The organism is Crenalkalicoccus roseus (genome assembly GCF_004761865.1).
In the GTDB taxonomy this organism is placed as follows: Bacteria; Pseudomonadota; Alphaproteobacteria; order Acetobacterales; family Acetobacteraceae; genus Crenalkalicoccus; species Crenalkalicoccus roseus.
The window spans coordinates 1-21,107 of sequence record NZ_SJDM01000037.1 but is presented as its reverse complement, the minus strand read 5'-3'; the positions used below and the strand labels follow the sequence as shown (position 1 = coordinate 21,107).

At 71.8% G+C, this 21,107-nt stretch carries 18 protein-coding genes; 1 reads left to right on the top strand and 17 read right to left on the bottom strand.

Translation table 11 applies throughout. The features are described from left to right. Positions 1–33 precede the first annotated feature (33 nt). The 17 genes from ET526_RS16845 to ET526_RS16765 all read right to left on the bottom strand — a co-directional run bounded on the left by ET526_RS16845 (position 34) and on the right by ET526_RS16765 (position 19,905). Positions 34–1,257: an ABC transporter substrate-binding protein gene (locus ET526_RS16845; protein WP_192898714.1), complete on the bottom strand. Its 1,224-nt coding sequence runs from the start codon at positions 1,255–1,257 to the stop codon at positions 34–36. Positions 1,258–1,277: 20 nt separating this feature from the next. Further along, a complete protein-coding gene (locus ET526_RS16840; protein ID WP_135469191.1) occupies positions 1,278–2,519 on the bottom strand; it encodes an ABC transporter substrate-binding protein in 1,242 nt (413 codons plus the stop codon). 53 nt (positions 2,520–2,572) lie between these two features. After that, positions 2,573–3,802, bottom strand: a complete 1,230-nt coding sequence (locus ET526_RS16835; protein ID WP_135469189.1) for an ABC transporter substrate-binding protein — start codon at positions 3,800–3,802, stop codon at positions 2,573–2,575. A 49-nt stretch (positions 3,803–3,851) separates the two neighbouring features. Beyond that, on the bottom strand, positions 3,852–5,090 hold the full coding sequence (locus ET526_RS16830; protein ID WP_135469187.1) for an ABC transporter substrate-binding protein: 1,239 nt from the start codon (positions 5,088–5,090) through the stop codon (positions 3,852–3,854). A gap of 63 nt (positions 5,091–5,153) precedes the next feature. Beyond that, on the bottom strand, positions 5,154–6,416 hold the full coding sequence (locus ET526_RS16825; protein WP_135469184.1) for an ABC transporter substrate-binding protein: 1,263 nt from the start codon (positions 6,414–6,416) through the stop codon (positions 5,154–5,156). 76 nt (positions 6,417–6,492) lie between these two features. Next, on the bottom strand, positions 6,493–7,185 hold the full coding sequence (locus ET526_RS16820; protein WP_204623685.1) for an ABC transporter ATP-binding protein: 693 nt from the start codon (positions 7,183–7,185) through the stop codon (positions 6,493–6,495). 40 nt (positions 7,186–7,225) lie between these two features. Beyond that, positions 7,226–8,002 (bottom strand): ABC transporter ATP-binding protein, encoded by a 777-nt coding sequence (locus tag ET526_RS16815; RefSeq protein WP_135469182.1) that lies wholly within the window; start codon positions 8,000–8,002, stop codon positions 7,226–7,228. Positions 8,003–8,157: 155 nt separating this feature from the next. Continuing rightward, positions 8,158–8,859 (bottom strand): ABC transporter ATP-binding protein, encoded by a 702-nt coding sequence (locus ET526_RS16810; RefSeq protein ID WP_135469180.1) that lies wholly within the window; start codon positions 8,857–8,859, stop codon positions 8,158–8,160. Beyond that, positions 8,859–9,623: an ABC transporter ATP-binding protein gene (locus tag ET526_RS16805; protein WP_135469178.1), complete on the bottom strand. Its 765-nt coding sequence runs from the start codon at positions 9,621–9,623 to the stop codon at positions 8,859–8,861. Before ET526_RS16805 ends, ET526_RS16810 begins: the two co-directional genes overlap by 1 nt. After that, positions 9,604–11,460: an ABC transporter permease gene (locus tag ET526_RS16800; RefSeq protein WP_192898715.1), complete on the bottom strand. Its 1,857-nt coding sequence runs from the start codon at positions 11,458–11,460 to the stop codon at positions 9,604–9,606. The genes ET526_RS16805 and ET526_RS16800 overlap by 20 nt, the downstream gene beginning before the upstream one ends. 7 nt (positions 11,461–11,467) lie before the next feature. After that, positions 11,468–12,688: an ABC transporter substrate-binding protein gene (locus ET526_RS16795; protein ID WP_135469174.1), complete on the bottom strand. Its 1,221-nt coding sequence runs from the start codon at positions 12,686–12,688 to the stop codon at positions 11,468–11,470. Between the two features lie 111 nt (positions 12,689–12,799). Beyond that, on the bottom strand, positions 12,800–13,426 hold the full coding sequence (locus tag ET526_RS16790) for a peroxiredoxin (RefSeq protein WP_135469172.1): 627 nt from the start codon (positions 13,424–13,426) through the stop codon (positions 12,800–12,802). Positions 13,427–13,556: 130 nt separating this feature from the next. After that, positions 13,557–14,702 (bottom strand): acyl-CoA dehydrogenase family protein, encoded by a 1,146-nt coding sequence (locus ET526_RS16785; protein ID WP_135469170.1) that lies wholly within the window; start codon positions 14,700–14,702, stop codon positions 13,557–13,559. A 7-nt stretch (positions 14,703–14,709) separates the two neighbouring features. After that, on the bottom strand, positions 14,710–15,912 hold the full coding sequence (locus ET526_RS16780; protein WP_135469168.1) for an acyl-CoA dehydrogenase family protein: 1,203 nt from the start codon (positions 15,910–15,912) through the stop codon (positions 14,710–14,712). Positions 15,913–15,969: 57 nt separating this feature from the next. After that, positions 15,970–18,063 carry a 3-hydroxyacyl-CoA dehydrogenase NAD-binding domain-containing protein gene (locus ET526_RS16775; RefSeq protein WP_135469166.1) on the bottom strand — a complete coding sequence of 698 codons (2,094 nt, stop codon included), beginning with the start codon at positions 18,061–18,063 and terminating at the stop codon, positions 15,970–15,972. Positions 18,064–18,183: 120 nt separating this feature from the next. Beyond that, on the bottom strand, positions 18,184–18,444 hold the full coding sequence (locus tag ET526_RS16770; RefSeq protein ID WP_135469164.1) for a YqaE/Pmp3 family membrane protein: 261 nt from the start codon (positions 18,442–18,444) through the stop codon (positions 18,184–18,186). 60 nt (positions 18,445–18,504) lie between these two features. Next, entirely contained in the window at positions 18,505–19,905 is a 1,401-nt protein-coding gene (locus ET526_RS16765) for an MmgE/PrpD family protein (protein WP_135469163.1), read from the bottom strand. Positions 19,906–20,027: 122 nt separating this feature from the next. Between ET526_RS16765 and ET526_RS16760 the strand changes: the two genes are divergently transcribed. Continuing rightward, positions 20,028–20,996, top strand: coding sequence for a lytic murein transglycosylase (locus tag ET526_RS16760; RefSeq protein WP_135469160.1), 969 nt, complete (start codon positions 20,028–20,030; stop codon positions 20,994–20,996). The last annotated feature ends 111 nt before the right edge of the window (positions 20,997–21,107 follow it).

The window sequence follows — 21,107 nt, the reverse complement described above, 5'->3', positions numbered from 1 at the left end:
GGAATGGAGGCGCCGCCCTGGCGGCGCCCCGTGTCAGCTACGCACCAGCGGGCAGTTGCCTTCGGCCAGGGGGCGGAACGCCTCCTCGCCCGGCGTCGTGGCGACCACCTTGTAGTAGTCCCAGTCGCCGCGGGATTCCTGCGGCGTCTTCACCTCGAACAGGTAGGCGGGGTGCAGCTTGCGCCCGTCGGCGCGGATGGTGCCGGGGCCGAAGGCGTCGTCGTCGGCCGGCATCGCCTTCATGCGGTTCACCACCTCGACGCCCGAGGCCTTCGCCGCCTGCACCCCCATGTCGGCCACCGCCTTCAGGTAGTGCAGGGTGGCGCCGTAGCAGCCGGCGGGCACCATGACGGGCGGGCGGTTCTGGTTGCGCGGCCGCACGCGTCCGGCGAAGGCGCGGGTGCGGTCGTTGAGGTCCCAGTAGAAGCTCTCGGTCAGCAGCAGCCCCTGCGCGCTGTCGAGGCCGAGGGCGTGCACGTCTATCACGCCCATCAGCAGGGCGGCGAAGCGCATGTTGCGGTGCAGGCCGAACTCCCTGGCCTGCTTGATGCTGTTCACCGTGTCGGTGCTGGCGTTGGCGAGGCCGAGCACCTTGGCGCGGCTCGCCTGCGCCTGCAGCAGGAAGGCGGAGTAGTCCGTGGTGGCGGGGAAGGGGTAGCGGGCCGCGCCCAGCACGCGCCCGCCGGCCTGCTCTACGAAGCGGGAGACATCGCGCTGCAGCGCGTGGCCGAAGGCGTAGTCGGCGGTGAGGAAGAACCAGGTGTCGCCGCCCTGGCGCACCACCGCCGCTCCGGTACCCTTGGCCAGCATGTAGGTGTCGTAGGTCCAGTGCACCGTGTTCGGGCTGCACTGGGATCCGGTGAGGTCGGAGGTGGCGGCGCCGGAGTTCAGGTGGACCTTGTTCTTCTCGCGCGCGATCTGGTTGATGGCGAGCGCCACCGAGGAGGTCGGCACGTCCACGATGGCGTCCACGCCCTGGTCGTACCACTGCCGGGCGATGTTGGCGCCGACATCCGGCTTGTTCTGGTGGTCCGCCTGCAGCACCTCGATGGTGAAGCCGCGGTCGGCGAACTCGGCCGCCGCCTGCTGGGTGCAGACCACGCTGCCGGGCCCGGTCGCGTCGCGGTAGGGCCCGGACATGTCGGTGAGCACGCCGATGCGTATGGTGTTCGCCTGCGCGCGCGGCCGCGCCGGCAGCCCGCCCAGCGCCGCCGCGGCGGCGCCGGCGGCGAGGAGGCCGCGGCGGGGGAGGGACACCGGCCCTTCTCCCCGCGCGCTCATGCCCGCACCAGCGGGCAGCCGCCCTCGTTCAGCGGCCGGAACGCCTCCTCCGCCGGGGTGGTCTGCAGCAGCTTCAGGTAGTCCCAGTCGCCGCGGGATTCCTGGGGGGTCTTCACCTCGAACAGGTAGGAGGGAATGATGTGGCGGCCGTCCTCGCGCACCCGCCCCTCGCCAAAGGCGTCGTCCTGGGTGGGCATGGCTTTCATGCGGTTCACCACCGCGGTGCCGGAGGCCTTCGCCGCCTGCACCCCCATGTCGGCCACCGCCTTCAGGTAGTGCAGCGTGCCGGAGTAGTTGCCGGCGGTGACCATGTTCGGCACCTTGGTGACACCGGGCAGGCGGCCGCGCACGCGCTCGGAGAAGGCGCGGGTGCGGTCGTTGAGGTCCCAGTAGAAGCTCTCGGTCATCACCAGCCCCTGGGCGGTCTGCAGGCCGAGCGCGTGCACGTCGTCGATGAACATCAGCAGCGCGGCCAGCCGCACGCCGCGGCGGGTGAGGCCGAACTCGGCCGCCTGCTTGATGCAGTTGGTGGTGTCCTGGCCGGCGTTGGCGAGGCCGATCACCTTCGCCCGGCTCGCCTGCGCCTGCAGCAGGAAGGCGGAGAAGTCGGTGGTGCCGGGGAAGGGGGTGCGCACCCCGCCCAGCACGCGCCCGCCGGCCTGGCGGATGAAGTGGGTGGTGTCCCGCTCCAGCGCGTGGCCGAAGGCGTAGTCGGCGGTGATGAAGAACCAGGTATCGCCGCCCGCGCGCACCGTGGCGCCGCCGGTGGAGCGCGCTAGCATGTAGGTGTCGTACACCCAGTGCACCGTGGTCGGGGCACATTGCGCGCCGGTCAGGTCGGAGGTGGCGGAGCCGACATTGACATAGGCCTTGTCGCGCTCGCGGCACACCCCGGCGACGGCGAGGCCGACCGAGGAAGTGGGCACGTCCAGGATCATGTCCACGCCGTCGCGGTCGATCCACTGCCGCGCGATGCTGGAGCCGACATCCGGCCGGTTCTGGTGGTCGGCCCGCAGCACCTCGATGGTAAAGCCGCGGTTGCCGAACTCCTCGGCCGCCACCTGCGCCATGGCGACGCCGTTCAGGCCGCCGATGTAGCTGTACAGGCCGGACTGGTCGTTCAGCACACCGATGCGGATGGTGTTCGCGGCCTGCGCCCGCGTCAGGCGCGGGGCCGCTGGCATCAGGGTGGCGCCGACCGCCACGCTGGCGACGAGGTTGCGACGGGTGATGGTCATGGCTGAAGCCTCCCAGCGGCATGGGGGGCCTCCCCATGCCGGCGTTTCGTTGTTTAGGAACGGATCAGCGGGCAGCCGCCCTCGTTCAGCGGCCGGAACGCCTCCTCCGCCGGGGTGGTCTGCACCAGCTTGTAATAGTCCCAGGGGCCCTGGCTTTCCTCCGGCTTCTTCACCTCGAACAGGTAGGCGGGGATGAGCCGCCGCCCGTCGGGGCGGATGATGCCGGTGCCGAACACGTCGTCCTCCGAGGGCATGGCTTTCATGCGGTTCACCACCTCGACGCCTGAGGCCTTCGCCGCCTGCACCCCCATCTCGGCCACCGCCTTCAGGTAGTGCAGCGTGCCGGAGTAGCAGCCCGCGTGGATCATGTTCGGGTAGTTGTTCGGCGTGCGGGCGAGGATGCGCCGCGTGAAGGCGCGGGTGCGGTCGTTGAGGTCCCAGTAGAAGGTCTCGGTGCAGACCAGCCCCTGCGCCGTCTGCAGGCCCATGCCGTGCACGTCGTTGATGAACAGCAGCAGCGAGGCGAGGCGGATGCCGCGGCGGGTGAGGCCGAACTCCGCCGCCTGCTTGACGCAGTTCTGCGTGTCCGCCCCCGCATTGGCGAGGCCGATCACTTTTGCCCGGCTCGCCTGCGCCTGCAGCAGGAAGGCGGAGAAGTCGGTGGTGCCGGGGAAGGGGGTGCGCACGTTGCCGAGCACCCGCCCGCCGGCGGCGCGCACGAAGTTCGCGGTGTCCCGCTCCAGCGCGTGGCCGAAGGCGTAGTCGGCGGTGATGAAGAACCAGGTGTCGCCCCCCGCGCGCACCGTGGCGCCGCCGGTGGACTTCGCCAGCATGTAGGTGTCGTAGGCCCAGTGGAGCGTGTTGGGCGAGCACTGCGAGCCGGTGAGGTCGGCAGTCGCGGAGCCAACGTTGATGTAGGTCCTGTTCTTCTCCCGCGCGACCCCGGCGACGGCGAGGCCGACTGAGGAGGTGGGCACGTCTATGATCATGTCCACGCCTTGGTCGAACCACTGCCGCGCCAGGTTCACCCCGACATCCGGGCGGTTCTGGTGGTCGGCCTCGATCACCTCCACGTTGAAGCCGCGGTTGCCGAACTCGGCCACCGCCTCGCGCGTGCAGGCGACCGAGGTGGGGCCGGTGTTGTCCCGGTAGGTCCCGGACATGTCGGTCAGCACGCCAATGCGGATGGTGTTGGCGGCCTGGGCGCGGCCGAGGCGCGGGAAGCTCGCCACGGCGGCGGCCGAGGCTCCGGTGGCGAACAGCGTCCGACGCGTCAGTTGCATCTGTCTCTCCATCATCTGCCGGGAAGCGGGCACGGCCGGCGCCGGCCGCTCAGCTCCTCACCAGCGGGCAGCCGCCCTCGCCGACCGGGCGGAACGCCTCCTCCGCCGAGGTGGTCTGCAGCAGCTTGTAGTAGTCCCAGGGGCCCTGGCTTTCCTCCGGCTTCTTCACCTCGAACAGGTAGGCCGGGTGCAGCTTGCGCCCGTCCTCGCGGATCCGGCCCTCGCCGAAGCAGTCGTCGTCGGTCGGCATCGCCTTCATGCGGGAGACCGCGTCCGCGCCGCTCGCCTTCGCCGCCTGGACGCCCATGTCCTGCACCGCCTTTAGGTAGTGCAGCACGGCGGCGTAGCAGCCCGCATGGGTCATGGCGGGCATGTTGGGCGCGATGGCGCCGCGCACCTTCTCCGTGAAGCGGCGCGTGCGCTCGTTCAGGTCCCAGTAAAAGGTCTCGGAGCAGACCAGCCCCTGGGCGGTCTGCAGGCCGAGCGCGTGCACGTCGTTGATGAACATCAGCAGCGCGGCCAGCCGCACGCCGCGGCGGGTGAGGCCGAACTCGGCCGCCTGCTTGATGGAGTTGGTGGTGTCCGTCCCGGCGTTGGCGAGGCCGATCACCTTTGCCCGGCTCGCCTGCGCCTGCATGAGGAAGGAGGAGAAATCGGTGGTGCCGGGGAAGGGGGTGCGCACGTTGCCGAGCACGCGGCCGCCTTGGGCGCGCACGAAATTGCCCGTGTCGCGCTCCAGCGCGTGGCCAAAGGCGTAGTCGGCGGTGAGGAAGAACCAGGTGTCGCCGCCCGCGCGCACCATGGCGCCGCCGGTGGACTTCGCCAGCATCCAGGTGTCGTAGGTCCAGTGCACCGTGTTCGGCGTGCAGCGCGGGCCGGTGAGGTCGGAGGTCGCGGCGGTGCTGTTGAGATGGACCTTGTTCTTCTCGCGGCAGATGTCGTTCACCGCGAGCGCCACCGAGGAGGTGGGCACGTCCACGATCACGTCCACGCCGTCGCGGTCGATCCACTGCCGCGCGATGTTCACCCCGACGTCGGGGCGGTTCTGGTGATCGGCGGCGAGCACCTCCACGTTGAAGCCGCGCGGCCCGAAATCGGCCACCGCCTGGCGCACGCAGGCGAGCGAGGTCTGGCCCGAGATGTCGCGGTACATCCCGGACATGTCGTTCAGCACGCCGATGCGGATGGTGTTCGCGGCCTGGGCGCGCGCGGCGCGCCAGGGAAGCGCCCCGAGCAGGGGCAGGGCGGCGGCGCCCGAAAGAATGCTCCGACGGTCGAGACCCTTCACCTTCCTTCTCCCCAATCCGGCCGGAGCCGCGCCGCCAGGAACCGCGCGGGCGGGAGTCCGGCCTCAGCTTCTCACGAAGCTGCAGCCGCCCTCGGCGAGGGGGCGGAACGCCTCCTCGCCCGGGGTGGTCTGCAGCAGCTTGTAGTAGTCCCACTCCCCCCGGCTTTCCGCCGGCTTCTTCACCTCGAACAGGTAGGCCGGGTGCAGCTTGCGCCCGTCTTCGCGGATCCGGCCCTCGCCGAAGCAGTCGTCGTCGCAGGGCATCGCCTTCATGCGGTTGACGGCGTCGAGGCCGCTCGCCTTCGCCGCCTGGACGCCCATGTCGGCCACCGCCTTCAGGTAGTGCAGCACCGCGGCGTAGCCGCCGGCATGGTTCATGCAGAGCGGTACGCTGATGTGCGGCCGCACGCGCTGCGTGAAGGCGCGGGTGCGGTCGTTGAGGTCCCAGTAGAAGGTCTCGGTGCAGACCAGCCCCTGCGCCGTCTGCAGGCCGAGCGCGTGCACGTCGGGCAGGAACATCAGCAGCGAGGCGAGGCGGATGCCGCGTCGGCCGAGGCCGAACTCCGCCGCCTGCTTGATGCAGTTGATCGTGTCCGTCCCGGCATTGGCGAGGCCGATCACCTTCGGCCGCGCCGCGGCGGCCTGCATCAGGAAGGAGGAGAAGTCGGAAGTGCCGGGGAAGGGGGTGCGCACGCTGCCGAGGATGCGCCCCCCCGCCCTGCGCACGAAGGTGCTGGTGTCGCGTTCCAGCGCGTGTCCGAAGGCGTAGTCGGCGGTGAGGAAGAACCAGGTGTCGCCGCCGTCACGCACCGTCGCCGCGCCGGTGGAGTTGGCCAGCATCCAGGTGTCGTAGGTCCAGTGCACCGTGTTCGGCGAGCAGGCCCGGCCGGTGAGATCGGAGGTGGCCGAGGAGGTGTTGAGGAAGACCTTGTTCTTCTCGCGGCAGATGTCGTTCACCGCGAGCGCCACCGAGGAGGCGCCGCCGTCCACGATCACGTCAACGCCGTCGCGGTCGATCCAGCTCCGCGCCAGGTTGGAGCCGACATCGGGGCGGTTCTGGTTGTCGCCGAACAGCACCTCCACGGTGAAGCCGCGGTTGCCGAACTCGGCCACCGCCTGGCGGATGCAGGCGAGCTCGGTCGGGCCCGTCACGTCGCGGTACATGCCGGAGAAGTCGCACAACAGCGCGATTCGCACGGTGGTCGCCGCCTGCGCGCGCGCGCTCCGCCAGGGCAGGCCGCCGAGCCCCGCGCCGAACCCGGTCGCCGCGCCGGCCAGGGCCTTCAGCACCGGGCGGCGGCCCGTCCCCCTCGCCTCGTTTGTCATGAGCGCCTTCCTCCTCCCTGTTCCTTCCGGTGCGGGCGGCGTTCCGCGCCGTCCCGCCCATTGCCGTCCCGGCGCCTCAGACCCCGAGATACTCGTGCAGGCGGTCCATCGAGGCGGCGAGATCCTCGTTCCGCACCATGTCCACCACGCGCCCGTGCTCCATGATGTAGTGGCGGTCGGCCACCGTCTGGGCGAAGCGGAAATTCTGCTCCACCAGCAGCACGGTGAAGCCGCGGCTCTTCAGCTCCTGGATGGTGTGGCCGATCTGCTGCACGATCACCGGCGCCAGCCCCTCCGAGGGCTCGTCCAGAAGCAGCAGCTTGGCGCCGGTGCGCAGGATGCGCGCGATGGCGAGCATTTGCTGCTCGCCGCCCGAGAGCTTGGTGCCCTGGCTGCGCGCGCGCTCCTTCAGGTTGGGGAACAGCCGGTAGATGGTGTCGAGGTCGAGCCCGCCTTCCTGCACCACCGGCGGCAGCAGCAGGTTCTCGGTCACGTCGAGGCTGGCGAAGATGCCGCGCTCCTCCGGGCAGTAGGCGATGCCCATGCGCGCCACGCGGTCCGGCCGCTCGTTGATCACCTCCTGGCCACGGAAGCGGATGCTGCCCGAGCGGCGCCCGACCAGTCCCATCACGGCGCGCAGCGTGGTGGTCTTGCCGGCGCCGTTGCGCCCGAGCAGGGTCACCACCTCACCCTCGTGCACCTCGAGGTTCACGCCGTGCAGCACGTGGCTTTCCCCGTACCACGCCTCGAGGTTGCGCACCTCGAGCATCGGCGTCCCGGCGGCCGCCGGGCGGCGGCGCTCCATCACCTCAGACATGCTGCGGCACCCCCACCTTGTCCGCCTCGGTCCCGAGATAGGCGGCGATGACCTCCGGGTTGCGGGAGACGCTGGCGTAGTCGCCCTCGGCCAGGACCCGGCCGCGCGTCAGCACGGTGATTGTGTCGCAGAGGCCGGCCACAACCCTGAGGTTGTGCTCCACCAGCAGCACCGTCCGCCCCGCCGAGACGCGCTTCACCAGCGCCACGATGCGGTCCACATCCTCATGCGCCATCCCCGCGGTCGGCTCGTCGAGCAGCATCATCACCGGGTCGAGGGCGAGGGTGGTGGCGATCTCGAGCGCCCGCTTGCGGCCATAGGGCAGCTCGCCGGCCTGGAGATGGGCGTAGGGGGCGATGCCCACATCCTCGAGCAGCGCCATGGCGCGGTCGTCGTACTGGCGGAGCAGGGTCTCCGACCGCCAGAAGTCGAAGCTGCCCCCGCGCTGGCGCTGCAGCGCCACACGCACGTTCTCGAGCACCGTGAGGTGGGGGAAGACGGCGGAGATCTGGAAGCTGCGCACCAGGCCGAGCCGCGCCACCTCCGCCGGCTTCTTGCCGGTGATGTCGCGCCCGTCGTAGCGGATGGTGCCGCGCGTCGGTTGCAGGAACTTCGTCAGCAGGTTGAAGCAGGTGGTCTTGCCGGCGCCGTTCGGGCCGATCAGGCCATGGATGGTCCCGCGGCGTACCCGGAGGTCCACATCGCTGACCGCGACGAACCCCCGGAACTCCTTGGTCAGACCTTCCGTCTCCAGGATGGTGTCGCTCACCCGGATCGCTCCTCCCGTCGTCGCCCAGCCGATGCGGCCGATCCGGCCACAGTCGGAATGTGTATGGCGGTCGCCCGCGCCCGATGCAAGGCCGCACCGCGCACGGGGCATGGCTTCGGCGGGCGGCGGAATGTCCTGCCGTTCAGGCGGCCCCCTCACAGGGCGAGGTACCGCCGCCGGATCTCGGGCGCCTCCATCAGCGCCGCCATGCCGCCCGCCCAGCGGATCCGCCCCTTCTCGATGATGCTGGCGCGGTCAGAGACGAGGCGGGCAAAGTGCAGGTTCTGCTCGGAAAGCAGGATGGCGAGGCCCTCCGCCTTCAGCTCCTGGATCGCCTGGGCCAGGCGCTCCAGCACCACCGGCGCGAGGCCCTCGCTCGGCTCGTCGAGGAGGATGAGCCGCGGGTTGCCCATGAGCGTGCGGGCGATGGCGAGCATCTGCTGCTCCCCTCCGCTCATCCGCCCGCCCGGCCGGTCGCGCAGCCCGGCGAGGGAGGGGAACAGGGCGAAGACACGCTCCGGCGTCCAGGCGGGCCGCCCGGGTGGCGGCGGACGGCGGCCGACCTCGAGGTTCTCCATCACCGTCAGGCCGGTGAAGATGCGCCGCTCCTCCGGAACGTAGCCGAGGCCGAGCCGGGCGATCTCGAAGGGCTCGCGCCCGGCGATGTCGCGGCCGGCGAGGCGTACCCGCCCCCCGCTCGGCCGCACCAGCCCCATGATCGCCTTCAGCGTCGTGCTCTTGCCGGCGCCGTTGCGGCCGAGCAGCACCACCACCTCCCCCGCCGCCACTGAGAGCGACACGCCGGCGAGGATGTGCGCGCGCCCGTAATGCGCGTGCAGCTCCGCCACCTCGAGCATCAGCCCGCCCCGAGCACCGCGCCGGTGCCGAGATAGACCTCGCGCACCCGCGGATCGGCGCGGACCGCGGCCGGCGCACCCTCGGCGATGACGCGGCCGCGCTCCAGCACCAGGACGCGGTCGGCATGGCCGAACACTACGTCCATGTCGTGCTCGGTGAACAGCACGGCGATGCCGCGCTCCCGCGCGATGGCCGCGGCGAGCGCCATCAGCGCGGCGCGCTCGGGCGGCGCCATGCCCGCGGTCGGCTCGTCCATCAGCAGCAGCCTCGGCTCGTGCGCGAGCGCCATCGCCAGCTCCACCCGCTTGAGGTCGCCATAGGCGAGGATGCCGCAGGGCCGCTCCGCCTGTTCCTCGAGGCCGAGCCGCGCGAGCAGCGCCATGGCGGCATCCCGCGCCTGGCCGGGCAGCGGCCGCCACAGCCCGTGCAGCCGCCGGCGGTGCGACAGCAGCGCCACCTGCACGTTCTCCCGCACCGTCATGGAGCCGAAGGTGGCGGTGAGCTGGAAGGTGCGGCCGACGCCGAGGCGCCACGCCCGCCGCGGCGGAAGCCCGGTGATGTCGCGCCCGGCGAGGCGCACCCGGCCCGCATCGGGCCGGAGCTGGCCGTTGATCAGGTTGAAGCAGGTGCTCTTGCCGGAGCCGTTCGGGCCGATCAGCGCCAGCATCTCGCCCGCCGCCACGCGCAGCGAGACGCCGGCCAGCGCCTGCACCCCGCCAAAGGCCTTGGCGAGGCCCTCCACCTCAAGCACCGGCGGGACCATGCCGCCTCTCATAAGCCGCGCGCGCCGCCCCCGCGAGGCCCTGCGGGAAGAACAGCACCAGCGCGACGATCACCGCCCCGAGCGCCAGGCGCCACAGCTCGACCAGGCGCATGAGCTGCTCCTGCAGCCCGGTGAAGGCGATGGCGCCGACGATCGGTCCCGACAGCGTCCGCACGCCGCCGAGCAGCACCATCAGCAGCGCGTCCACGCTGCGGGGGATGGACAGCGCCGTGGGAAACACGCTGCCCTTGGCGTAGGCGAAGAAGCCGCCGGCGATCCCCGCCGCCAGCGCGGCGAGGCTGAAGGCGAGCCAGCGCACCTGGAAGGCGTCCACCCCGAGCGCCTCGGCGCGCAGCGGGCTGTCGCGCTGCGCGCGCAGGGCGTAGCCGAAGGGGGCGTGCAGGACGCGCCGCAGCAGCAGCGTGGCGCCGAGGCAGAAGGCGAGCGTCAGATAGTAGTAGGCGAGAGGATCCGCCGCCCAGGCATCCGGCCAGACGCCGAGAATGCCATTGTCCCCGCCCGTCACCTCCACCCACTGGAACGCCACCGACCAGGCGATCTGCGCGAAGGCGAGCGTCAACATGGCGGCATAGACGCCAGAGAGGCGCACGCAGAACCAGCCAAACAGCAGCCCGAACAGCCCCGCCGCGAAGGGGGCGAGCAGCAGCCCCGCCGCCATCGGTGCCGCCGCCCATTTCGCCAGCAGCGCCGCGGCATAGGCGCCGAGCCCGAAATAGGCGGCGTGGCCGAAGCTCGCCATGCCGCCCGGCCCCATGATGAAGTGCAGGCTGGCGGCGAAGAGGACGAAGATCGCCATCTCCGTCAGCACCGAGAGCGCGTAGGCGTCGGCGAAGGGCGGCAGCAGCACCGCCGCCGCCAGCGCCGCGGCGCCGAGCCGCCGCAGGGCAGGGGGCGCGGGGCGCAGCGGCGGCTCGGCGCCGCCCGCCCCGGCGGGGGGCGCCTCGGGCGGGCGGCCGAGCAGCCCGTGCGGGCGTAGCACCAGCACCACCGCCATCACCAGGAACACCAGCACCAGCGTGATGCGCGGGAAGACGAGGATGCCGAAGGCGTGCAGCTCCCCGATCAGCAGCGCGGCGAGGAAGGCACCCACCAGGCTGCCGAGGCCGCCCACCACCACCACCACGAAGGCCTCGACGATGATCGCGAGGTCCATGTGCAGGTTCACGCTCTCCCGCGGCAATTGCAGCGCCCCGCCGAGGCCGGCGAGGCAGGCGCCGAGGAAGAACACCGAGGTGAAGAGCAGGCGCTGGTTGACGCCGAGCGCGCCCACCATCTCGCGGTCCTGCGTCGCCGCGCGCACCAGCGTGCCCCAGCGCGTGCGGTGGAACAGCAGCAGCAGCAGGCCGAGCACCGCCGGCCCGACCGCGATCAGGAACAGATCATAGAGCGGGAAGCGCAGGCCGAGAATCTCAACGCTGCCGCGCAGCCCGGGCGCGCGCGGGCCGAGCAGGTCCTGCGGCCCCCAGACGAGCAGCGCCAGATCCTGCACGATCAGCACCACGCCGAAGGTGGCGAGGAGCTGGAACAGCTCCGGCGCGCGGTAGATGCGGCGCAGCAGCAGCACCTCGACCAGCACGCCGATCAGCCCGACCAGCAGCGCCGCCCCGAGCACGCCGCCCCAGAAGCCGAGGGGGCCGCGCGGCAGCGCCGTCACCAGCGTCCAGGCGAGGTAGGCGCCCAGCATGTAGAGCGAGCCGTGGGCGAAGTTGACGATCCGCGTCACGCCGAAGATGACGGTGAGGCCGGCGGCGACGAGGAACAGCGAGGAGGCGCTGGCCAGGCCGCTCAGGGCCTGCAGGAGGAGGTTCTCGGCCAAGGCTCGGTCAGGTGGCGGCGGGGCGGAGCTGGCGCACCACCTCGTCCGGCGGCAGGTAGTTCGCCCCGTCGGCGTAGCGCCAGTCGGCCATGGTGCCCCTGCCGTCGCGCAGCACGGTGCGGCCGACATAGGCGCCCATGGTGGACTGGTGGTCGATGGCGCGGAACTCCACCGGTCCGAAGACGGACTGGAAGCGCAGCCCCCGCATCGCCTCCACCATCGCCTCGGTCTCGGTGCCGTTCACGCGCCGCAGCATGGTGGCGATGGCGTTGACCGTTTCGTAGCCGACGACGCTGCCGAGATAGGGGTTGGTGTTCCAGCGCCGCTGGTAGGCCTCGCGGAAGGCGCTGTGCTCGGGCGTGTCGATCTGCTCCCAGGGGTAGCCGGTGACGATCCAGTTCTCCGGCGCCTCGTCGCCCAGCGGCTCGAGGTATTCGGGCTCCCCGGTGAGCAGGCTGACCACCTGGCGCCGCTCGAACAGGCCGCGGGTCGCGCCCTGGCGCACGAAATTGGTCAGGTCGGCGGCAAAGGTGACGTTGAAGATGGCCTCGGGGTTGGCGGCGGCGAGCGCCTGCACGGTGGCGCCCGCGTCGATCCGCCCAAGGGCGGGGAACTGCTCGGCGACGAAGCGCACGTCCGGCCGCGCGCGCTGCAGCAGCTCCTTGAACCAGCGCACCGCGGACTGGCCGTATTCATAGTTGGGCGCCACCGTGGCCCAGCGCCGGGCGGGCAGCTTCGCCGCCTCCTCCACCAGCATCGCGCTCTGCATGTAGGTGCTGGCGCGCAGTCGGAAGGTGTAGCGGTTGCCGCGCGACCAGACCAGCGCGTCGCTCAGCGGCTCGCTCGCCACGTAGAGGCGGCGGTGCTGGTTGGCGAAGTCGGCGACGGCGAGCCCGACATGCGACAGGAACCCCCCCGCCAGCAGATGCACGCGCTCGCTACGCAGAAGCTCGCCGGCCAGGCGCACCGCGTCCTCCGGGCGGCCGGCGTCGTCGCGGAAAAGGGTCTCGATCCGGCGGCCGTTGATGCCGCCCGCGGCGTTCACCTGCTCCTGCGCCAGGATCCAGGCGTTGCGGTAGGGAATGAGGAAGGCGGGCTGCGTGGTGTAGCTGTTGATCTCGCCGATGCGGATCGCCTCCTCCTGCGCGCGCAGGATGGCCGGCGCCGCGAATGCGCCGAGCCCCGCCCCCGCCAGCAGATGGCGGCGCGCGATCGCCCGTCCCGTCATGTGAACCCCCTCCGCCCTTGCTGCAGCCGCGAAGGCCCGCATGGAAGCGCAACGCCCGCATCCGCGCAAACGGAAAGCGCCGCGGCGGGACCGCCGCCGCGGCGCGCGCGGCTACTTCACCTCGACGTAGCGGAGATAGGGCTTCTTCGCCTCCCAGCCCTGCGGGAAGAGGGTCTTCGCCTCCTCGTCCGGGATCGAGGGCGGGATGATGCCGCGCTCGCCCGGGCGCCAGTTCACCGGCGTCGCCACCCGGGCGCGGTCGGTGAGCTGCAGGCTGTCGATCACCCGCAGGATCTCGTCGAAATTGCGCCCGGTGCTCGGCGGGTAGGTCATGGTCAGCCGCACCTTCTTCTGCGGGTCGATGACGTACACCGTGCGCACCGTCACCGCCGGGTCGGCCTCGGGGTGGATCATGCCGTACATCCGGCTGATCGTCTGGTCGGGGTCGGCGATCATCGGGAAGTTCACGGCATGGCCCTGGGTCTCGGCGATGTCGGCCTCCCAGCCCTGGTGGCTGGACACCGGATCCACCGAGAGGCCGATCACCTTCACCCCGCGCCGGTCGAATTCGGGCTTGAGCCGCGCCGTCTCGCCGAGCTCGGTGGTGCAGACCGGCGTGTAGTCCTTCGGGTGGCTGAACAGCACCGCCCAGGAGCCGCCCAGCCAGTCGTGGAAGCGGATGCGCCCCTGCGTCGTCTCCGCCTCGAAGTCGGGAACGACCTGGCCAAGTTGCAGCATTGCTCCTCCTCATCCATGCGGGAAGGGCGGGCCGCCCCCGCCCCGGCACGGCGGGGCCATAGCAGATCCGCCCGCCCGCCGCGCCGCGGCGGCGCCCCTCTCACGCCGCCGTGACGCGCACCGCCGCGCCTCAGGCCGCCGCGACGAGGCCGCCCGCCCCGGCCAACACGCGCAGCCAGTAATCCGCGTCGCCGAAGGTCGCCTCGTTGACGGTGAGGCGCTTGAAGTAGTGGCCGGCGGCGTACTCCATGGTCATGGCGATGCCGCCATGAAGCTGGATGGTCTGCTGCCCGACGAAGCGGCTGGAGCGGCCGATCTGCACCTTCACCGCCGCCATGTGGCGCCGGCGCAGATCGGCATCCTCCTCCTGCGCCGCGAGGGCGGCGAAATAGGCCATGGAGCGGGCCTGCTCCAGCGCCACCAGCATGTCCGCCGCGCGGTGCTGCAGCGCCTGGAAGCTGCCGATCGGGCGGTCGAACTGCTTGCGGGTCTTCATGTAGTCCACGGTCATGGTGTGGGCCACTTCCATGGCGCCCACCGCCTCGGCGGCGAGCGCGGCGATGGCCTCGTCCACCACGCGGTCCACCAGCGGCAGCCCGTCCTCCGGGTCGCCCAGCGCCGCCTCGGCGCGGACGCCGGAGAGCTGCACCTCGGCCGCGCGCTGCCCGTCCACGGTGCGGAAGCCCTGGACCGAGACGCCTTCCGCCTTCGCATCCACCAGGAACACGCCGACCCCCTTGCGGTCCCGCTGCGCGCCGGCGGTGCGCGCGGTGACGATCAGCCGGTCGGCGCTGTCGCCGTGGATCACCATGCCCTTGCGGCCGTCGAGCACCCAGCCGCCGCCGTCCCTGCGCGCGCGGGTGGCGACGTCGAACAGGTCGTAGCGCGACTGCCGCTCGGTGTGCGCGAAGGCGAGCAGCATCTCCCCAGCGGCGAGCTTCGGCACCATCGCGCCGCGCAGCGCCGCGTCGGCGCCGTGGCGGAGGAAGCCGCCGCCGACCACGGTGGTGGTCAGCCAGGGCTCGAGGGTGATGGAGCGGCCCATCTGCTCGGCGACGATCAGGATCTCCTCCGCGCCGCCGCCGAAGCCGCCCTCCTCCTCGGCGAAGGGCAGGCCGAGCAGGCCGAGCTCGGCATACTGCCCCCACACCTCGCGGCTCCAGCCCTGCTCGGAGTTCATGTAGGCCTTGCGCTGCTCGAAGCCGTACTTGTCCGCGAGCAGCCTGCGCACGCTGTCCTGGAGGAGCGTCTGCTCCTCCGTCAGGTCGAAGTCCATGATTCCCTCAGAGACCCAGGAAGGCCTTGGCCATGATGTTGCGCTGGATCTCGTTGGATCCGCCGTAGATGCTCTGCTTGCGCCAGTTGAAGTAGGTGCCGGCGAGGCCGTAGGCCCAATCCGGCGCCACGTCCCACTGGTTGCTGCCCTCCGCCTCCGGGTCGCCGTCCACCCAGGCGTAGGGGCCGGCGGCCTTCATCAGCAGCTCCGAGACGTTCTGCTGGATCTCGGTGCCCTTGATCTTCAGCACCGAGGTGGCGGGGTCGGGCTTGTTGCTGCCCTTGCGCTTGGTCTCGTTGGCGATGACGCGCATCACCGTCATCTCGAGCGCCTGCAGCTCCACCTCGATCTCCGCCACGCTCTGGCGGAAGGTCGGGTCCTCGGCCAGCGGGCGGCCGTCGAGCATGGTCTCGCGCGCGATGGCCTTGAGACGCCGGATGCGCTCGCGCGAGGCGCCGACCCTGGCTTGGCCGAAGCGCTCGTTGCCGAGCAGGAACTTGGCGCAGTCCCAGCCGCGGTTCTCCTGGCCGACCAGGTTCTCGACCGGCACCTTCACGTCGTCGAAGAACACCTCGTTCACCTCGTGCCCGCCCTCGATGGTGATGATCGGGCGCACGGTGATGCCGGGCGACTTCATGTCGCACAGCAGGAAGGAGATGCCCTCCTGCTTCTTGGCGTTCGGGTCGGTGCGGACCAGCAGGAAGATCCAGTCCGCGTACTGGGCAAGAGTGGTCCAGGTCTTCTGGCCGTTGACCACGTAGTGGTCGCCCTGGCGCACCGCCCGGCACTTCAGCCCGGCCAGGTCGGAGCCGGCGCCGGGCTCGGAGAAGCCCTGGCACCACCAGTCGTCGAGGTTCGCCATGCGCGGCAGGAAGCGCTTCTTCTGCTCCTCCGTGCCGAAGGCGATGATGACGGGGCCGCACATGTTGGTGTTGAAGGCAAGCGGCTGCGGCGCCGGCGCCTGCATCAGCTCCTCGCGGAAGATGTAGCGCTGCGCCGGCGTCCAGCCCGGCCCGCCGTGTTCCACCGGCCAGTCGGGCACCGCCCAGCCCCGCTTGTTCAGCTTGCGCTGCCATTCCACCACCATCTCCTTGGTGGGGGACTTGCCGCGGATCATCCGCTCGCGGGTCTCCTTCGGCAGCTCGCGGTCAATGAAGTCGCGCACTTCCTTGCGGAAGGCCCGCTCCTCGTCGGTCCAGCGGAGTTCCATTTCGTCCTCTCCGTGCGTTCCGGGCCGGGCGGCGCGGCCCTCGCGCCGCCGTGGCGCTCAGGCCCTTGCCGGCCCCTTCATGCCGGCGAAGGAGCCGCCCTCGCTGGCGAGCCTCTCGATCAGCGCGGCCGGCCTCAGGTTCGGGTCGTTCGTCGCCTCGGCATAGTGGGCGAGCCTGTCGCGCACCGCGCGCAGGCCCATGCGGTCGGCCCAGAACATCGGGCCGCCGCGCCAGGCCGGCCAGCCGAAGCCGTTGACGAAGATCACGTCGATGTCCACCGGGCGGTAGGCGATGCCCTCCTCGAGGATGCGCGCCCCCTCGTTCACCATCGGCAGCAGCAGGCGCTCCAGGATCTCCTGGTCCTCGATCCTGCGGCGGCGCACCTGCATCTTCTCGGACATGTCGAGGATGATCTTCTCGACCTCCTTCGAGGGCATGCGCTTGCGGTTCTCGTCGTAGTCGTAGTAGCCCTTGCCGGTCTTCTGGCCGAGGCGCCCGGCCGCCACCACCGCGTCGGCGATCGGCGCCACCGTACCGCGCGCCTTGCGCACCGCGGCGCCGATGTCGAGCCCGGCGAGGTCGCCCGTGGCGAGCGGCCCCATGGCCATGCCATAGGCCTCCATCACCCGGTCGATGTCCTGCGGCAGGCAGCCCTCGAGCAGCAGCTTCTCGACCTGCGGGCCGCGCTTGCCGGTCATGCGGTTGCCGACGAAGCCGTCGCAATTGCCTACCACCACGTTCAGCTTGCCGATGCGCTTTCCGACGTCCATCGCGGTGGCCAGCGTCTCGGCGCTGGTCTTCCGGCCGCGCACGATCTCGAGCAGGCGCATCACGTTGGCGGGGCTGAAGAAGTGCATGCCGCAGACCAGCTCCGGCCGCCCCGTCGCGCTGGCGATCTCGTCGATGTCGAGGGTCGAGGTGTTGGAGGCGAGCACGATGCCGGGCCTCGCCGCCTTGTCGAGGCGCGCGAACACCTCCTTCTTCACGCCCATGTCCTCGAACACCGCCTCGATGACGAGGTCGGCCTCGCCGACCGCCTTCTCGAAGTCAGTGGTGCCGGTGAGCAGGGCGCGCCGCTTCTCGTACTCGGCCTGGGAGAGGCGGCCGGAGGCGACGGTGCGCTGCCAGTTCGCCTCGCAGCGCTTGAGGCCGCGCTCCAGCGCCTCCTGGGTGCTCTCCACCACCGTCACCGGCATGCCGAAATTGGCCGCCGACATGGCGATGCCGCCGCCCATGGTGCCGCAGCCGATCACCACCAGCTTCCGAACCGGCAGCGGCTTCGTGCCCTCCGGCACGTCCGGCACCCGCGCCACCTCGCGCTCGCCGAAGAAGATGTGGCGCAGCGCCTGCGACTGCTCCCCGGCGACCAGGCGCTGGAACTGCTCGCGCTCGACGTTCAGCCCCTCCTCGAAGGGCATGGTGAAGGCGGCGCGCACCGCCTCCACGCAGCCTTTCGGGCTCTCCTGGCCGCGGCTCCTCGCCAGCAGCTTCCTCGCCGCCTCGTCGAAGGCGGCCATGTCCTGGCCCTGGATCCTGTCGGTGCGGTGGCGCGCCAGCACGAATTGCCGCCCCGAGGTCGCCGCCTCGCGCGCCCAGGCGATGGCGGCCTTCTCCAGCTCGCCCGGCAGCACCGCGTCCACGAAGCCGAGCCGCTCCGCCTCCTCCGCGCTCACCGGATCGCCGCCGACGATGAGGCGCAGCGCCTCGAGCCCGATCATGCGCGGCAGGCGCTGCGTGCCGCCGGCGCCCGGAACGAAGCCGCGCTTCACCTCGGGCAGGCCGAGCTGCGCACCGGGGCTCGCCACCCGCGCGTGGCAGGCGAGGGCGAGCTCGAGCCCGCCGCCGAGCGCGTTGCCGTGGATCGCCGCGACCACCGGCGCGCGCGACTGCTCGATGGCGTCGAAGACCTCAGGCAGCGAGGGCGGCTTGCGCGGCTTGCCGAACTCGGTCATCTCGGCGCCGGCGCTGAAATTGCGCCCGGAGCCGATCAGCACGATGGCGCGCGCGCCTTCCCGCTCCGCCGCCTTCAGCCCGTCCAGCAGGCCGGCGCGCACTTCGGTGCGCAGCGTGTTCACCGGAGGGTTGGCGATGCGCAGGACGTGCACGTCCCCGTCGAAGGCGTGCTCGACATAGCGCGGCTCGTCCGCCATGGCTGGTCCCCTCCTCGTTGTCGGTACCCCGAAGGCCGCGCATCCTCGGCCCGGGCCGTGCAGCCTGTCAACCGCACCCCGGCCGCCCGGGTGCGGCGTACGGAGGGGAATGGGGCCGCGTCAGCGCTCGATCCGGCCGCCCCGCTGCCGGGCCAGGGCATCCTCGATCAGGCGCCGGTCGCGCAGCGCCTGCCGGCGGTTGTGCACCACCAGGAAGGCCCAGAGGATCGAGATCGCCCAGGTGGCGAGGCCCGGCACGAAGGGCAGGATCAGCAGCACGAGCCCCGCAGCCCAGAGCAGGGCGTTGAACACGGCCTGGAAGGGCCGTCCCGCCAGCAGGATCGCGAGCGGGGGCACGAGGAGGGCGAGGAGGTACATCATGCGCCCATAAGCGGCGGCGGGGCGTTCCGGTTGCCGAAGGTCCCGCCGCCGCGGCCGGCGCTACTCGCCGGCGAGGCGCGCCGCCATCATCGGGGCGCCGAGGCGCATCAGCCCGTTCACGTCCGGCGCCGCGTCGAGGCCAAGCACCGCGTCGGCGAGCTGCGCCGCCCGCTCGCGACCCAGCACGGCGTCGGCCAGGCCGTGGAACTTGGCGCGCAGCTCCTCCTCGGTGAGGAAGTTCTCGGGCTCGCCCTTGGCCACCGTCACCTTGCGGGTGAATTCCTGCCCGCGGGCGCGGATGGTCAGCCTGCCCGCCATGTGGGCCGGGAACAGCGCCTGGATCTCCGGATCCTCGACGCAGGTGATCCTGGGCAGCAGGCCGCGCACCACGGGGTCTTGCAGCAGCGCGTAGCTGTCCCAGCCCATGTGGCCGGTGGCCAGCGCGCAGGCCACCACGAAGGGGCCGCTGAACTGCCCGTCCACCACGTTCTGCGGGTTGCGCTTGTAGTCGAGCGGCGCGCCCACCAGCAGCATGCCCTTGTTGGGCAGCCCCATGGTCACCGCCTCGATCTCCTCGGGCTTCAGGGCGTGCTCGGCACGCAGCGCGATCGCGGCGTCGATGCAGGCATGGCCGTAGCGGCAGGAGGGGTAGGGCTTCACCGCCGTGTGCATCAGCTCGAACACCGTGCCGAGATCCTGCAGCGCCCGCTCCGGCGTCGGGTTCGGGGCGTAGGCGCGCAGGAACCCGGCCTTGCCCTCGAAGGCCTCTGCGGCGCCGCGGAAGCCCTCGCGCGCCAGGGTGGCGGCGGCAAGGCCGTTCATCGCGCTCCACCCCACCTGGAAGCGCTTGGTCCAGGCGCCGTTGGCGAGGAATTGCAGGCTGCCGGCCGCCTGGCTGAGGGCGATGCCGAAGGCGTCCTGCATCGCCCTCTCGTCCAGCCCGAACACCCGCGCCGCCGCCGCCGCCGCACCGAAGGCGCCGCAGGTGGCGGTGGGGTGGTAGCCGCGGTCGTAATGGTCGCCGCCGGGCAGCGCCAGGGCGAGGCGGCAGGTCACCTCGTAGCCCGCGACGATGCCGGAGAGCACGGTGCGGCCGTCGGCGCCCACCATCTCGGCCGCCGCCAGCGCCGCCGGGATCACCGGTGCGCCGGGGTGGAGCGTGCCGGCGGCGTGGGTGTCGTCAAAGTCGAGGCTGTGGGCGAGGGCGCCGTTCAGCAGCGCCGCCCCGGCCGGGGTGTAGCGGGCGCTGTCGCCGAACACCGCCGCGCTGCCTGCGGCGAGGCCGAGCGCGCGCACCGCGGCGAGGAGGGGTGGCGTGCTCTCCGCATCGTGGCGGCCGCGCACGATGTTGCCGACCAGGTCGAGCACCAGGAAGCGCGCGCGCTCCCGCACCTCCGGCGGCAGGCGGTCGTGGTCGAGCGTGGCGGCGAAGGCGGCGAGCGTTGCGGTGACGGCGGCCATGGGGTCTCCTCCCGATCTTTCCGGAAGTCTAGGCGCCGCGGCCGGCCTGGCCAAGCGGCGCGGCCGCGCAAGGATCTCACGCCCAGGTTGCGGCGGACCGAGGGGCATGGCACCAATCCGCCATGTTCCGACGGCGCCTGCTCCTTGGTGGAGTCGCTTGCCTCCCCCTCCTGCCGCCGCGCCGCGCCGCGGCCAGCGGCAGCTTCGATGGCTTCCTCGACGGCGTCCGCGCCGAGGCGCGCCGCGCCGGCATCTCCCAGGCCACGCTGAACCGCGCCTTTGCCGGCCTGCGGCCGAACGAGCGGGTGCTCGAGCTCGACCGCCGCCAGCCGGAGACGGTGCTGACCTGGGAGCAGTACCGCGACCGCATCGTCTCGCCGACGCGGGTGGAGAACGGCCGCCGCGCCTATGCCGAGAACCGCGCGCTGCTCGACGCCATCGCCGCGCGCTTCCGCGTCTCGCCCCGCGTGATCGTGGCGATCTGGGGCATGGAGACCAATTACGGCACCAACACCGGCGGCTTCGGCGTGATCGAGGCGCTGGCGACCCTGGCCTGGGAGGGGCGGCGCGCCAGCTACTTCCGCTCCGAGCTGCTGGCGGCGCTGCGCGTGCTCGAGGGCGGGCACATCGCGCCCGAGCGGATGAAGGGCTCCTGGGCCGGGGCGATGGGCCAGCCGCAATTCATGCCGAGCAATTTCGAGCGCCTGGCGGTGGATTTCGACGGCGACGGCCGGCGCGACATCTGGGACAGCCGGGCGGACGCGCTGGCCTCGATCGCCAACTACCTGGCGCGCCACGGCTGGCGGGAGGGCGAGCCCTGGGGCTTCGAGGTGCGGCCGCCCCCCGGCCTCGACCGCGAGCGTGTGGACACCGAATCGCGGCGCCCGCTGCGCGACTGGGCGCGCCTCGGCTTCCGCCGCGCCGACGGGGCGCCGCTGCCCGCCTCCGACCTCGAGGTGGCGCTGGCCGTGCCCACGCGCAGCAGCGGCCAGGTGTTCCTGGCCGGGCAGAACCTGCGCGTGATCCGCCGCTACAACCCGCCGATCAATTACGGCCTTGCGGTCGGGCTGCTGGCCGACAGGGTGGCGTAACGGCTTCCGGCGCGCCGGGAGCCGCCCGATCGATCGTGCGGCATCCTCGCCCGTTCAGGCGGGGCCACCCGAGCGGGATCTGCTCTAGGCCGCGTGGACAAACCGGTAGGC